Raw genomic sequence first — 14,055 nt, forward strand, 5'->3', positions numbered from 1 at the left:
GCTTTGACGCCAATCTACTCTCATGGACTTCCCGGTCCAGACATCCTTTTCAGGGTGCGGAACCAGTAACAAGTCGGGTGAGAGCAGGCCATGGACGACCTCCTCAGGGAATTTATTACCGAGACCAATGAGAGTCTCGACGTTGTAGACGTGGAGCTCGTAAAATTCGAGCAAGAACCGAACAACGCTACGATTCTAGACAACATATTCCGTCTGGTACATACGATTAAGGGTACCTGTGGGTTCTTGGGCCTTCCCCGGCTTGAAGGAATTGCACACGCGGCTGAAACCCTTATGGGCAAGTTCCGCGACGGTGCGCCGGTCACCCAAGACGCGGTGTCATTGATCTTGGTTTCCATTGACCAGATCAAGGACATTCTTGGTGAGCTGGAAGCTGCTGAAGGCGAAGAACCGCAAGGCGATGACAGCGAGCTGATCGGCAAGCTGGAAGAGATGTCTGCAGCGGCTGATGCCGCGATGGCCGGCGGCGGCGCAGCCGATGAAACGGCGGCGGATGCTGAGCCGCAAGCCGAAGCTGCGACCGACAGTGACGACTTTACACTGCCTGAACAAACCATTGAACGGCCGTTGCGACCTGGCGAAGTTTCGCTCGATGAGCTTGAGCGTGCCTTCCGTGAGACCGAGATTGAAGTCGAGGTTGCCGAAAGCGCTGAAGATGAGGCTCCGGACGAGCAGCCGGAAGAAATTGAGGCGCCGGCCCCGGCTCCAGCGGCAGCAAAAGCCCCTGAAAAGCCTGCAGAGGCGCAGCCAGCGGCAAAAGCCAAGCCTTCTGGTGAGGGCGGCGAGAAGAAAGCATCCGGCGGTGGTGTCTCCAACCAGAGCATCCGTGTTGCGGTCGATACGCTTGAACACCTCATGACGATGGTGTCCGAGTTGGTACTGACCCGGAACCAGCTTCTGGAAATTGTACGCCGCCATGAAGATAGTGAATTCAAGGTTCCGCTTCAGCGCCTGTCAAACGTGACTGCCGAGTTGCAAGAGGGCGTGATGGCGACCCGCATGCAGCCGATTGGCAATGCTTGGCAGAAACTGCCTCGGATCGTCCGCGATTTGAGCCAGGATCTGGAGAAGCCGATCGAACTGGAAATGATCGGCGCTGACACCGAACTTGACCGTCAGGTTCTTGAGATGATCAAGGATCCGTTGACGCACATGGTTCGGAACTCCGCCGACCACGGATTGGAGCGTCCGGAAGAGCGCCGCGCAGCGGGCAAACCGGAGAAGGGCATCATCACCCTTGCTGCCTATCACGAAGGTGGCCACATCATCATCGAAGTTCGTGATGATGGTAAGGGTATCGACGTTGAGCGTGTAAAGGCCAAGATCATCGAGCGTGGTCTTGCGACCGAGGCTGAAGTCGAGAAGATGACGGATGCTCAGGTTCAGAAGTTCATCTTCCATGCAGGCTTCTCGACAGCGGCGGCAGTGACCAGCGTTTCCGGCCGCGGTGTCGGGATGGACGTTGTCCGCAACAACATCGAATTGATCGGCGGAACCGTTGATCTGCGGTCTGTTACGGGCAAGGGTTCGAGCTTCATTATCAAGATCCCGCTGACCCTCGCGATCGTTTCCACGTTGATCGTTGAGGCTGGTGGTGACCGGTTTGCAATTCCGCAGCTTTCTGTCGTGGAGTTGGTGCGTGTTCAGAAGAACTCCGAGCATCGGATTGAACGCATCAAGGACACGCCGGTCCTTCGGTTGCGCAACAAGCTGCTTCCTCTCGTCCACTTGTCCCAACTTTTGGGTATCTATGAGGGTGAGAACGCGGACGAAGCGATTGATGCTGACAACGGCTTCATCGTTGTGATGCAGGTCGGCAGCCAGACATTCGGTGTTGTCGTAGACGGTGTCTTCCACACGGAAGAAATCGTGGTCAAGCCGATGTCCACCATGCTGCGTAATCTCGACATGTTCTCGGGCAACACCATCCTCGGCGATGGTTCGGTGATCATGATCATCGACCCGAACGGCATTGCGGGCGCAATGGCAAGCCATGCATCCAGTGCTGTCGCCGAGAACAGCGAAGACGAACAAGAGGACTTGCAGCAAAAGGCAATGACGGGACAGAACGCGATTTCGTTGCTTCTTTTCCGCGCCGGTGCTCCAGAACCGAAGGCAGTTCCGCTGTCGCTGGTCACGCGTTTGGAAGAGTTCGACATTTCCAAGATCGAACGTTCCAATGGTCGCGATCTGGTGCAATACCGCGGTGCGCTCATGCCGCTCGTTTACGTCAACGACGGCGACAGCCACAAGACCGAAGGCACCCAGCCGATGCTGGTGTTCTCCGATGCGGGTCGATCCATGGGCCTTGTGGTCGACGAAATCGTCGACATCGTCGAGGACCGGATGAACATCGAAGTCGGGTCGGAGCGCCCGGGCGTTCTCGGCTCCGCGATTGTCAAAGAACGTGCGACCGAGATCATCGACCTTGGCTTCTATCTGCCGCAGGCGTTCGAAGACTGGTTCATGCGGAAAGAAATGGACATTGAGGCGCTGACGAAGAAAGTTCTCTTTGTCGATGACTCGTCTTTCTTCCGCAATATGCTGACACCCGTTCTGAAAGCGGCCGGTTACGATGTAACCACTTGTGTTGGTGTATCGCAGGCGTTCGAACTGTTGGAAAACGGTGACAAGTTCCATGCGATTGTCAGCGATATCGAGATGCCTGAAATCAACGGCTTCGAGTTCTGCGAGGCAATCCGTCGTGATCCGCGTTTCCGACAGATGCCAATCCTAGCACTGTCTTCGCTCGTGACGCCCGCGTCCATCGAGCGTGGCCGTCAGGCTGGATTTGATGATTACGTCGCAAAATTCGACCGTCCAGGTCTGATAGCAGCGTTGAAAGATATCTTTGCCGGTGATTTGGGAGCTGCCGCATGAGTATGTTGGAGAACAAGGTTGCCGGAGACAAAAATGCCGGCAACGACATGATCCAATATGTGACCGTAGTGATTGGCGGTCAGTTGTTTGGATTGCCGATCTCTCAGGTTCACGATGTGTTTGTTCCTGAGAGCGTGACACGGGTCCCGATGTCCGCGCCGGAAGTACAAGGTGTATTAAACCTGCGTGGACGTATTGTAACTGCGATCAATATGCGGCGCCGGCTGCATCTGCCGCCGCTTCAGGATGAGCAGATGATGGCTGTCGGTATCGAGTACAAACATGAGAGCTATGGATTGGTTATCGACACGGTCGGTGAGGTTTTGACCCTGCCGTCCAGTTCAGCTGAACCAAACCCATCGAACCTGGACCGCCGCTGGGCGGAAATCGCAGGCGGTGTCCATCGGCTTGATGGTCAATTGATGGTAATTTTGGACGTGGACCGCTTGCTTGGCGCAATGTTCACCGAACCCATGGCAGCAGCATAAAAAGACCTGCAAGACGGTCGATAGTGGAGTTACGCCCGATGAAACAGTGCCTTGTCGTCGATGACTCTAGCGTCATTCGAAAGGTCGCACGCCGGATCCTTGAAGATATGAACTTCGAGATTGTCGAGGCAGAGGACGGTCAGAAGGCGCTTGAAGAATGCCGGAAGACAATGCCGGATGCCATCCTTCTGGACTGGAACATGCCTGTCATGGATGGGCTGGAGTTCTTGACCAGCCTGCGCGCAGAGGAAGGCGGCGAAAGTCCTGTGGTCGTGTTTTGTACGACGGAAAATGATGTTGCTCATATCGCCCGGGCAATTCGTGCGGGTGCAAATGAATACATTATGAAGCCGTTTGATCGTGAGATCGTGGAAGCCAAGTTTCAAGAAGTTGGGCTTATCTAAGTACAGAGTTGGTCGATCAATATGGCATTTGCTCAACGAAATGTGACGGCTGGGGTCACGCCGGGTGCAGACCCGATTAAGGTCATGGTGGTGGATGATGCCGTCGTGATCCGTGGGCTTTTGACCAGGTGGCTCGGTGAGGACAAGGCGCTTAAAGTTGTCGGCTCTCACCGAAACGGCAGGTTGGCCGTGGAGGATATCGAGAAAAGCAACCCTGATGTTGTGGTCCTCGATATTGAAATGCCGGAAATGGACGGGATGACCGCTTTGCCGCTCATGCTGGCAAAGAAACGGGACTTGGTTGTCATCATGGCATCCACACTGACGCGTCGAAACGCGGAAGTCAGTCTTAAGGCCCTGTCATTGGGCGCCGCCGATTACGTTCCTAAGCCGGAGTCGACTTCTGAAGTCACTACATCTGTCGATTTCCGCCGGGAACTGATCGACAAGGTCAAAGCCCTTGGCGCCCGTGCTATTCGGATGCGTGCACCAGTGCGGACGATGCGTGCGGAGACGCGTGCCGGCCAGACATCACGGCCATCCGCACCAACGTCTCCGGCTGCTCGTCCAGCTGTTGATACGCGTGCAAGCTTTCGCGGAGCTGGTCCGCAAGGGGCAGCCGCGACGCCGAAGTTTAAACTCCGGCCGTATTCCTCAGCGCGTCCGCGGATCCTGGCAATCGGGTCATCGACCGGTGGACCTCAGGCTTTGCAGGAAGTCATGAAGGAAATTGGCACGGCAATGAATGATGTGCCGGTGGTCATTACACAGCACATGCCGCCGACGTTTACGGCGATTCTCGCTGAACATATGGGGAAGGCCGCGCTGCGCCCGTCAAAAGAAGGTGAGGATGGCGAGGTATTGAAACCCGGAAACATCTATGTCGCTCCGGGTGGCAAGCACATGACAGTCGAAAAAGAGGGTGGAGCTGTAAAAATACGGCTCAATGACGGACCGCCTGTCAATTTCTGTAAGCCAGCAGTTGATCCGCTTTTTGACAGCGTGTCGAAGGCCTTTGGGTCGGCCTGCCTTGGTTTGATTTTGACCGGCATGGGCTCCGATGGGGCCAATGGCGTCCGGACAATTGCCGCAGGAGGCGGTAGCATTATCACTCAGGATGAAGAAACAAGTGTTGTTTGGGGTATGCCTGGAGCAGCCGCCAACACCGGCATGTGCTCTGAAGTTCTGCCATTGAAGGCAATCGGACCGAAGGTGTCCCGCGTCTTGAAGGGGAGCACACGATGACCCCTATGGAATTTGATTTTCTCAAGACATTCTTGAAAACGCGCTCCGGTCTCGTTCTGTCAAACGACAAGCAATATCTGGTGGAAAGCCGGCTGTTGCCGATCGCCCGTAGTTCCAAGTTGGAAACCTTGAGTGCGTTGATTCAGTCACTGCAAAAAGGTGGCAATCGGGCTTTGGAAACGGAAGTTGTCGAAGCCATGACGACCAATGAGTCGTTCTTCTTCCGCGACAAGACTCCGTTTGAGCATTTCAAAGAAACGATGCTTCCGGCAATGTTGCAAAACCGTGCAACACGTAAACAGATTAAAATCTGGTGCGCGGCGGCATCGACCGGCCAAGAACCGTATTCGCTTGCGATTTGCCTGAAAGAGGCGGCTGCAAAAGTTGGTGGTTGGCGGATTCGCATCCTGGGCACAGACCTCTCGCAGGAAGTGCTGGAAAAGGCGAAAACCGGGCTTTATAGCCAGTTCGAGGTTCAACGCGGACTGCCGATCCAGCTGCTGTTGAAATACTTCGATCAAAAGGGCGATATGTGGCAGATCAATGCCGGATTGCGGGCTATGATCGAATGGAAGAAACTAAATCTTCTGGAGCAGTTCTCTCATATCGGGGAGTTCGATATCGTCTTCTGCCGGAACGTCTTGATCTACTTTGATCAACCGACAAAAACTGAGATCCTAGAGCGGATCGCCAAGGCTCTCCCGGACGATGGTTTCCTGGTTCTGGGCGCAGCTGAAACGGTGGTTGGCTTGACTGATGCTTTCAAACCGGTTCCTGGGAAACGCGGTCTTTTTCAGAAAAAGCAGGCTGCTCAGACAGCGACACGTCCTGCTTTGGCAGGGGCAACATCACGGCTGGCAGTTGGTGCAACAACGCTCCGTTAAAGCGACACTCCAAATTTCTGTAACGCCCGCTGGTTTTCCCGAAAACTTAGCGGGCTTATACATTATGAGGCCGGAGCATGGTTTGATGCTCCGGCCTCTTTGTCATTGAGGTATGGCCTTACCTTTATGACGGTGTGTGAAGTGGTTGAGCCCTTGCGGGCATGAACCTTGCGTTCGCAAAAAAGCAGAACCCTTCACACACTTGAGGCTTCGTCGAACCGTTGAGAGAGCTTCGCGCTCGCGTATAAGGGAGACCAAGCCATGCCTTATGCTAGCCGTTTTGTCGGCATCGACATATCAAAATCCACGTTTGACGTTTGCGTTCTGCCCGATGAGCAGCGTGCGAGTTTCACCAACACGGAGGAAGGGATCGATGCATTCCTGACCTTTCTCATGCGGTTCAACTCGATAGAACGGCTGATCCTGGAGCCGACCGGCGGCTATGAGCGTGCCGTTGAGGCTGCCCTTCTGGCGGTTGGCCGGCCAGTTGCCAAGGTGAACGCCAAGCAAGTCCGGCAATTTGCCCGGGCCTGTGGCCAGCTCTCCAAGACCGACAAGATTGATGCCTTCATTCTGGCCGACTATGGCCAACGCCTGGAGACACGCCTCCTCACTCCCAGCTCCGCGGCCCAGACCCTGCTCAAGGAGCTGGTTCAAAGATACCGGCAACTGAGCCATATGATCGTTCAAGAAAAGAACCGCAGGGAAAAGCAGACCGGCAGGACGATAGCCTGGATCGAAGAAAGTCTGCGCTTTTTGACCAATCAGCGCCAGGCTGTTATCGACGACATGGAGCTTTGCATCAGGTCGGACCCGGCACTTGCCCAAAGGGCCAATGTTCTCATGTGCCTCAAAGGCATCGGTCTAAGAACAGCTTGCTTCCTGCTGGCCGACTTGCCGGAGCTGGGGAGCTTGTCCAAAGGACAGGTCGCCAAGCTCGTCGGCGTGGCCCCGCTCAACAAGGATAGCGGCCTCATGCGGGGCAAACGCATGATCTCCGGTGGACGGCGGCAAATCCGAGATGCTCTCTACGTCGCAGCTCTGCCAGCCATCCGCTTTGATCCGGTCATGAAGGCCTTCTACAAACGCCTCAAAACAAATGGAAAACCGTCAAAGGTCGCCCTCGTCGCAGTCATGCGAAAAATGATCATCATTCTCAATGCAAGGCTAAAAGAAACGATGATGGTCTCCGCTTGACTACCAACACCGTTGCTTTTCTTTTGATCTGGAACGATGCAATTGCCGGCGGAGGTCCGCGCCAGTTTGTCCTGACGGCCATAAGTCCTATTTATCCATTTGAGAACCATCATCAGCTGACGGTTGTCGCAGATTTTGCTCTGCCCAGGCTCTTACCGTGCTGACATAGCGTCGGCTAACCGGGATTTGAGTTCCGTCGTTCAACACGAGCCGCGTATTGTTGCCCTCTTTCTGGACCTGCTGAATGGCCTCGTGGGCTATCCAATGGCTCCGGTGAACCTGCATGCCAGTGTTTTCCGGAAGCTCCCGGAGAATATCGCTGAACCTGTAGAGCACCATTTGTGTGTCATTCGAGCCGACCAGTTTTACATAATGCTCTTGAGCTTCTGCGCGGAGAATGCGGTCAGTAAATGGTGGTGACAGGCTTTCCAGCAAAGATGATTTTGTCGAGGTGTTCTCTGGTTCTGTAATTGCCGGGCCGGATGGTTCTGCAGCGGACATCTGCGTTGAGCCAGTCTTTTTGCCGCTGAGTGGCTGAAGCTGTGCCGGTATCCAACACGCCTGGAGTACCATGGGAATGCTCAGCAACGCGCATAAAACGACATGGTTGTCCAAGAGATAGACAAGCTCTTGCAGAAACGCCCCAAGCCGAGTTGCGGATCCGGCTTCACCCAATGCTGGCGCGTCTAGCTCTGGGAGTCCAAGAACTATATCCAGTGCGGTTACAGATAGGACAAAGGGAATGTAGCTTGCGAGTGCAGCGAGGCTGATTGCCCAAAGGGTATGCTTGGCAATTCTGGGCAACAAGCTGAGCAGCTGCAAAAAGGCTATAAACAGCGTGGATTCAATTCCGATCCGTACCAACCAATAGCCATAGACGCCGATGACTGGCCATCCCTCTGGCCGCGTCTGTTGGTTCGCAGCCAGCAATCCCGCTGCGGCGAGGGTCAGCCCAAACAGTGTTAGCGACCCGTGCCGCGTCATTCAGAATTCCTTCCATCGGACAGGATTCATCATACCATTGATGATGCATGAATGGAAAACTTCAATAAGCATCTGAAAAGTTTGATATTATTTTTACGCTTAAGAATTCACGAATTAATGAGGGCTCAATTGGTCTAAGGCGGTTTCCCGTCAGCTATTGTGTCCCAGTTATCCAAATGTGTTCGTTCACGGCTTCGTTGTATGACGAGTTAAAAAAAGCCTTGGACCCAGTTTGATCAATCAGGGGAAATACACATGAGTGATATCCAAGTCCAACTGACGCGGCGCGCTGCGCTTCTCGGGGCAGGGGCTGCTGCAGTAGGAGCTGGAGTGTTGTCTTCTGGAGCAGTGCATGCTGCTGCCGAGAAGCAAGGCCCTATGGCTGCACCCGTCGCGCGCTACAATGTTGGCTCTTTTGAGGTCAACACGTTGCTGGATGGTGCCGTGACCGTTGGTGAGCCACAAAAGACCTTCGGCATGAACGTCGATGCGGACACATTTGCGGCAAAATCGTCAGAGTCCTTTATCCCTGCCGACACTTTCAAAGCGTTTTTCACACCCACTCTGGTCAACACAGGCTCTGAGTTGGTTCTCTTTGACACCGGCGTTGGCGAAGGTGGACGCCCAGCACGGGGCAACATGCGTGCGGCCCTGGAAAGCGCAGGCTACACTCCGGAACAGGTCGACGTCGTGGTCATCACCCATATGCATCCCGACCACATCGGTGGCCTGATGGAAGGCGGTGCGCCAGCTTTCCCGAATGCGCGGTATGTGATCGCTCAAAAAGAATATGATTTCTGGGCGGGCATGGATCCGGAATCGAACGGTGTTACCAAACTGATGACCAAAAACGTAAAGCCGCTCGCGGATAAGATGACTTTCCTGGATGAAGGTGGCAGCGTTGCCGGTGGGATCACCGCAATGGCTGCCTACGGTCATACACCGGGTCATACACTTTATATGTTGGAAGATGGTGGTCAGCAGCTTCTTCTCGCTGCTGACCTGGCAAACCACTATGTCTGGTCGTTGGCGCGCCCTGACTGGGAAGTTCGGTTTGATATGGACAAGGAAGCTGCGGCAGCAACCCGGAAATCTGTCCTGGGCATGCTCGCATCCGATCGCATCCCATTTGTCGGCTACCATATGCCATTCCCAGCAGTCGGATATGTAGCAACGGACGGTGACGGCTTCCGTTACGTACCAGCGTCCTATCAGCTTAGCCTCTAGTGCACAGGCCCCATCCCTGAAACTAGAGAGGCGGAAGCGGCTGGAGCTCGTTCCAGCCGCTTCTATATTGAACAATAAAAAAACCCGGCTATTTCAGCCGGGTTTTTTCTCGATCTTATTGAGCCGCGTGTTTATGCGGCGGCCTCAACATCCGGTTCGCGCAGAACATATCCACGGCCCCAGACCGTTTCGATGTAGTTCTTTCCAGACGTCGCAGCGGCCAATTTCTTGCGCAGCTTACAAATAAAGACGTCGATGATCTTCAGCTCGGGCTCGTCCATGCCGCCATACAGGTGGTTCAGGAACATCTCCTTGGTCAAGGTCGTGCCCTTCCGAAGAGAGAGAAGTTCAAGCATCTGATATTCTTTGCCGGTCAGATGCACACGCTGTCCACCGACCTCAACGGTCTTGGTGTCCAGATTGACCTTCAGATCGCCAGTGACGATGACGGACTGTGCATGACCTTTCGAGCGGCGCACAATCGCGTGGATGCGGGCCACAAGCTCGTCCTTGTGGAACGGCTTTGTCATATAGTCGTCGGCGCCAAAGCCTAAGCCGCGAACCTTGTCCTCGATGCCGGCGTTACCGGACAGGATCAAGATCGGTGTCTTAACTTTAGAGACCCGAAGTGTGCGGAGAACCTCGTACCCGGACATGTCCGGCAGGTTCAGATCCAGCATAATGATGTCGTAATCGTACAGTTTGCCGAGGTCGATACCTTCCTCGCCAAGATCTGTCGTGTAGACGTTGAAGTTCTCGGACTTCAGCATCAATTCGATGCTTTGCGCTGTCGCGTTATCATCCTCAATCAACAATACACGCATGCCAATCCCCTTATTCTGCCTTTCCTGGGCAAGTCGCAACGGCTGTGTCGGCGCCTGCTACGAAGGACTGCTGTTAACCCCGACTCATTTGTTATCGGTTAATGGTTAACAAATTCTCTTTCATAGCGGCAAGGCTCGTTGGAACGTTTCTGTGAACAACACCCAACTAATTGAATCCCCGGAAAGAATCCCGATTCATCTTTCTTAAAGTGGTGCGTTAAGAAACCGGCGTAACCGATTCCGTTCAGATTCCTTTCAACAAAGCCAGATTAACTTAGAAATGACCCTCGCTCGTCTGCCTTTCAAAGGTTAAGATTAACCAGACTCGTAAACGATCGGTTACCAAAACCATTAATGGTTAGAGGATTCTTAGGTGAAGGCGCTTTTTGCGGAAATTGATTCGCTTATGGCTACGGAAATTTATGGCCGTGTAGCCGCCGTTCAGGGGCTGCTTGTCGAGATTGCCGGACCCATTCACGAAATGAGTGTCGGATCCCGTTTGTTGATCGACAGTGGTGAGGATAACCCGCAGGTTCCTGCAGAAGTTGTAGGGTTCCGGGAAGGACACGCCTTGTGTATGCCTTTCTCCGGTCTTGAAGGAGTGCGGATGGGATGCAAGGCCGTAATCACCTCCCGGGAGAGCGTTGTTCATCCGAGTAATGCCTGGCTTGGCCGAGTGATTAATGCTCTTGGTGAACCGATTGATGGTAAAGGACCTCTTCCAAATGGCGGTCTGCCTCGCAAATTGCGAAGCGCACCTCCGCCAGCCTCTGAACGGGCCCGGGTCGGGCCGCCGCTGGATCTAGGTGTCCGGGCACTCAATACCTTCGTTACGTGCTGTGAAGGTCAGCGTATGGGTATCTTCGCCGGTTCGGGCGTTGGTAAATCTGTGCTTATGTCAATGCTGGCCCGAAACACCCAGTGCGACACGGCCGTGATCGGGTTGATCGGTGAACGTGGCCGGGAAGTACAAGAGTTCATTGAAGACGATCTTGGCGAAGAAGGTTTGGCCCGGTCGGTGGTTGTGGTCGCGACTTCCGATGAGAGTGTGTTGATGCGGCGGCAGGCAGCTTATCTTGCCATGACGGTCGCAGAATATTTCCGGGACGAGGGCGACAAAGTCCTGTGCATGATGGATTCGGTAACCCGATTCGCTATGGCGCAACGCGAAATCGGCCTTTCCATCGGGGAACCGCCGACATCAAAAGGATATACACCGACGGTCTTTACCGAATTGCCGCGCCTTCTGGAGCGGGCTGGCCCAGGAAAAATTGGATCAGGCTCGATTACGGGGCTCTTTACTGTTCTTGTGGAAGGCGACAATCACAACGAACCTGTTGCTGATGCTGTGCGCGGGATCCTGGACGGGCACGTTGTGATGGAGCGCGGGATCGCGGAACGGGGACGGTATCCAGCAATTAATGTCTTGAAATCCGTATCGCGGACCATGCCGCGTTGTGTCCCTCCGGAGCAGCAACCTGTCTTGAGAAAGGCAAAGCAGCTTCTCTCCACCTATACGGATATGGAAGAACTCATTCGGCTTGGTGCCTACAGGCGGGGATCGGACCCGACTGTTGATGAGGCAGTCTTTCGATTCGGGCCAATTGATGATTTCCTGAATCAGGGCAAAGACGAATCGACAACAATTATTGAAGGTTATGCGCAGCTTGCCAACCTTTTGGAAATGACTCAGGGATAGACTACCCGTGTAAGGGGAGTATTGAGTAATGAAAACCCGAGACAGTTTGATCCGTTTGAAGCGGTTTCAGGTTGACGAAAAACGGCGGCAGCTCGCCCAGATCGAGAGCATGATATCCGAGTTCAACCGGATGGCGGACGAGCTTGATGATCAGATTCGCACCGAGCAGGAGCGGACAGGGATTACCGACGTCAGTCATTTCGCCTACCCGACATTCGCAAAGGCTGCTGCTGATCGTAGAGACAACTTGCGTAATTCGGCCCATGAACTGGACGATCAGTTGCAGCGCGCTCAGGACGAGCTCAGCGAGGCTATTGAAGATCTGAAGAAGTTCGAACAGCTGGAAGAGCGGGATCAGCAGCGCGAACGCACTGCTCAGGAAGCCGCAGAGCAGGAACAACTTGATGAAGTTGCTGCGCGTGGACGGTCCAGATACTGAGATCAAGAACGGTTTGTGAAACAGGCGCCGCGGCGGTTTTGGCCACGGCGTGTAAATTGTGTGACCCACTCGCCTTTATAAAGATATATTTGGAATACTATTCCCGCGACATAAATTGCGGGACGAAGCCGTCTTTTGAAATTGAATAAACATTCTGCAGGAGCAACCAATATGCGGTTGATGATTGCACTACTCCTGCCAATCGCAACTTTTTCATTCACACTCGGCATTACCCTCCCGCTGATGAGTATTGAAAAACTCTATTTTCTGGAGGAGCGGCCATCTCTGCTAGAGGTCATTCATGGTTTGTGGCTGGAAGGGGATGGAGCGCTAGCGGTGATCATCGCGTTGTTTTCCGTCGTGTTTCCTGCTGCAAAGATCATCGTAGTACATGTCGCGGTGATAACAGGCGCACGGCTGAGATCGCTCGCGTTGCTGTCGACGCTCAGTAAGTGGTCCATGCTGGATGTGATGCTTGTCGCGCTGGTCCTCTTTGCGGCAAAAACCAGCGGTTTGGCGGCCGCCTCGATCCTGCCGGGGTTATGGTTTTATGCCAGCGCTACTGTTGCGACCGCACTTGCTGCAGCCTTGTGCCGGTGGGCGACCGGAGGATGATTATGCAAAAGCGAGCCTGCTAGAAACGGTCGCAGCCGCGTCTGATTTTTTGCCTTTGCGATTTGCCTGGAAGTCGGAGCACCGGCCCTCTTTGGACGCTTCCAGCTCCTTGAGATGCGCAGCGTACGCGCCGATCCAGCTGGAGCCCTTCTTGGCAGGGATCCGAAGGTGGTCGCACCGAGCTTTCACAAACAATGCGAAAGTTTGAGGTTGAAGGCCACAACGGGCAGCAGTCCGCATAACAGTTTCCAGCTTTCCGTTAAAAACGGCGTCCTTGAAGGCTTTTTGCGCGATCCGTCCGCGCAAGCTCATGAGCTCAATGACGTGGTTGAACCGCTGGTCCTGGAGCAAGAGCGTGATCAGCTCATCTGGTGTTGCGCCAGCGCGTTGTGCATCGGGCCACAACAAGCTCATGTCGTGATTGTCCAAAGCATGCCCAAGTTCTCGTCTCAGTTTCTTGATCTTCGCAATCTGATCGAGCTGTTCCTGTGACAGGGCGCCTTGAATGATTGACGTCAAACGCTTCTTTGCGTCTTCATTGACCATTGGCAGCAATTGCTGACAGATCGCGGGCGTCAGATCCGATCTATGCGACAAGCTTTCCCGAACTTTGGTGTCTTCGGCAGCAAGCCGTACGAGGCAAACCATGGCATCTCGGGACAATCGAATTTCCCGGTTTCCAGCAAGGATACGATGGATCGGGGTATCACCCTTTTGCGCAAGTGCGTCGGAGACTTCAGAACTGAGGTCCGGACGGTGAGCAATGGCTTGCAGATGCGCATTGCTCAGTTCTTGAATGAACTGAAGAAGATCTTCCTGTGAAAAGACAGGAGAGGATGCCAGGAGGGGGGATGCAATTGGTGCATCATCTTCCGCGATTTTTTTGGCCAGCGTATCGGGTACGTCTGGGCAGTTTGACAATTTCTGCGCGAGGCGTACGCGGTCGTCGGCCGTGGCGTCGCTGTAAAGCTTGAGTGTTACCTCAGCAAATATTGTGAGTTCCGGTGTGGTGCGCTGGTCCAGATCATCAGTAACGAGCCTGCAAAGCTCACCGAACAGCGCCGCCCGTGCGGAATCTGTACCTTCCTCGGCAAGTTTTAACAGCGTGACTGACATCTTTCCTCCTCTTAACACGGAAGGAAAGCTTC

General features: G+C 54.2%; 13 protein-coding genes. 10 read left to right on the top strand and 3 right to left on the bottom strand.

Annotated elements, in window-relative coordinates:
- The first annotated feature begins 90 nt into the window (after positions 1-90).
- The 6 genes from AC0J4F_RS08490 (at position 91) to AC0J4F_RS08515 (ending at position 7,119) form a co-directional block, all read left to right on the top strand.
- Positions 91-2,901: a chemotaxis protein CheW gene (locus AC0J4F_RS08490; protein ID WP_133951485.1), complete on the top strand. Its 2,811-nt coding sequence runs from the start codon at positions 91-93 to the stop codon at positions 2,899-2,901.
- Complete coding sequence (locus tag AC0J4F_RS08495; protein WP_133951487.1) at positions 2,898-3,389, top strand: chemotaxis protein CheW; 492 nt, start codon at positions 2,898-2,900, stop codon at positions 3,387-3,389. Before AC0J4F_RS08490 ends, AC0J4F_RS08495 begins: the two co-directional genes overlap by 4 nt.
- A gap of 38 nt (positions 3,390-3,427) precedes the next feature.
- Positions 3,428-3,793, top strand: a complete 366-nt coding sequence (locus tag AC0J4F_RS08500; protein ID WP_133951489.1) for a response regulator — start codon at positions 3,428-3,430, stop codon at positions 3,791-3,793.
- 15 nt (positions 3,794-3,808) lie between these two features.
- A complete protein-coding gene (locus AC0J4F_RS08505) occupies positions 3,809-5,038 on the top strand; it encodes a protein-glutamate methylesterase/protein-glutamine glutaminase (RefSeq protein ID WP_166672814.1) in 1,230 nt (409 codons plus the stop codon).
- Positions 5,035-5,922 (top strand): CheR family methyltransferase, encoded by an 888-nt coding sequence (locus AC0J4F_RS08510; RefSeq protein WP_133951493.1) that lies wholly within the window; start codon positions 5,035-5,037, stop codon positions 5,920-5,922. The genes AC0J4F_RS08505 and AC0J4F_RS08510 overlap by 4 nt, the downstream gene beginning before the upstream one ends.
- Positions 5,923-6,183: 261 nt before the next feature.
- On the top strand, positions 6,184-7,119 hold the full coding sequence (locus tag AC0J4F_RS08515; protein WP_473025639.1) for an IS110 family RNA-guided transposase: 936 nt from the start codon (positions 6,184-6,186) through the stop codon (positions 7,117-7,119).
- Positions 7,120-7,206: 87 nt separating this feature from the next.
- Here the strand turns inward: AC0J4F_RS08515 and AC0J4F_RS08520 are convergent, their stop codons facing one another.
- Positions 7,207-8,049 (bottom strand): LytTR family DNA-binding domain-containing protein, encoded by an 843-nt coding sequence (locus AC0J4F_RS08520; RefSeq protein ID WP_166672792.1) that lies wholly within the window; start codon positions 8,047-8,049, stop codon positions 7,207-7,209.
- Positions 8,050-8,358: 309 nt separating this feature from the next.
- Between AC0J4F_RS08520 and AC0J4F_RS08525 the strand changes: the two genes are divergently transcribed.
- Positions 8,359-9,330 (top strand): MBL fold metallo-hydrolase, encoded by a 972-nt coding sequence (locus tag AC0J4F_RS08525; RefSeq protein WP_473025957.1) that lies wholly within the window; start codon positions 8,359-8,361, stop codon positions 9,328-9,330.
- Positions 9,331-9,461: 131 nt separating this feature from the next.
- Here AC0J4F_RS08525 and ctrA read toward each other — a convergent pair whose 3' ends face one another.
- On the bottom strand, positions 9,462-10,154 hold the full coding sequence (gene ctrA / locus AC0J4F_RS08530) for a response regulator transcription factor CtrA (protein WP_008194123.1): 693 nt from the start codon (positions 10,152-10,154) through the stop codon (positions 9,462-9,464).
- 373 nt (positions 10,155-10,527) lie between these two features.
- Here ctrA and fliI point away from each other — a divergent pair, with 373 nt between their 5' ends.
- From fliI to AC0J4F_RS08545, 3 genes are all read left to right on the top strand, one after another.
- The gene (gene fliI / locus AC0J4F_RS08535) at positions 10,528-11,853 is read left to right on the top strand and encodes a flagellar protein export ATPase FliI (protein ID WP_473025958.1); all 1,326 of its coding nucleotides are present in this window, start codon (positions 10,528-10,530) and stop codon (positions 11,851-11,853) included.
- A gap of 28 nt (positions 11,854-11,881) precedes the next feature.
- Complete coding sequence (gene fliJ, locus AC0J4F_RS08540; protein ID WP_008193062.1) at positions 11,882-12,292, top strand: flagellar export protein FliJ; 411 nt, start codon at positions 11,882-11,884, stop codon at positions 12,290-12,292.
- A 171-nt stretch (positions 12,293-12,463) separates the two neighbouring features.
- A complete protein-coding gene (locus AC0J4F_RS08545) occupies positions 12,464-12,907 on the top strand; it encodes a paraquat-inducible protein A (protein ID WP_473025959.1) in 444 nt (147 codons plus the stop codon).
- Here AC0J4F_RS08545 and AC0J4F_RS08550 read toward each other — a convergent pair whose 3' ends face one another.
- Complete coding sequence (locus AC0J4F_RS08550; RefSeq protein ID WP_133951501.1) at positions 12,908-14,023, bottom strand: DUF2336 domain-containing protein; 1,116 nt, start codon at positions 14,021-14,023, stop codon at positions 12,908-12,910.
- Positions 14,024-14,055 lie beyond the last annotated feature (32 nt).

It is taken from the genome of Roseibium sp. R5 (genome assembly GCF_055755305.1).

Excerpts from the sequence above, each read along its gene's own strand:
- AC0J4F_RS08495 (WP_133951487.1), top strand. The coding sequence starts at position 2,898 with ATGAGTATGTTGGAGAACAAGGTTGCCGGAGACAAAAATGCCGGCAAC.
- AC0J4F_RS08550 (WP_133951501.1), bottom strand. The coding sequence starts at position 14,023 with ATGTCAGTCACGCTGTTAAAACTTGCCGAGGAAGGTACAGATTCCGCA.
- AC0J4F_RS08510 (WP_133951493.1), top strand. The coding sequence starts at position 5,035 with ATGACCCCTATGGAATTTGATTTTCTCAAGACATTCTTGAAAACGCGC.
- ctrA (WP_008194123.1), bottom strand. The coding sequence starts at position 10,154 with ATGCGTGTATTGTTGATTGAGGATGATAACGCGACAGCGCAAAGCATC.
- fliJ (WP_008193062.1), top strand. The coding sequence starts at position 11,882 with ATGAAAACCCGAGACAGTTTGATCCGTTTGAAGCGGTTTCAGGTTGAC.
- AC0J4F_RS08545 (WP_473025959.1), top strand. The coding sequence starts at position 12,464 with ATGCGGTTGATGATTGCACTACTCCTGCCAATCGCAACTTTTTCATTC.
- AC0J4F_RS08500 (WP_133951489.1), top strand. The coding sequence starts at position 3,428 with ATGAAACAGTGCCTTGTCGTCGATGACTCTAGCGTCATTCGAAAGGTC.
- AC0J4F_RS08515 (WP_473025639.1), top strand. The coding sequence starts at position 6,184 with ATGCCTTATGCTAGCCGTTTTGTCGGCATCGACATATCAAAATCCACG.
- AC0J4F_RS08525 (WP_473025957.1), top strand. The coding sequence starts at position 8,359 with ATGAGTGATATCCAAGTCCAACTGACGCGGCGCGCTGCGCTTCTCGGG.
- AC0J4F_RS08490 (WP_133951485.1), top strand. The coding sequence starts at position 91 with ATGGACGACCTCCTCAGGGAATTTATTACCGAGACCAATGAGAGTCTC.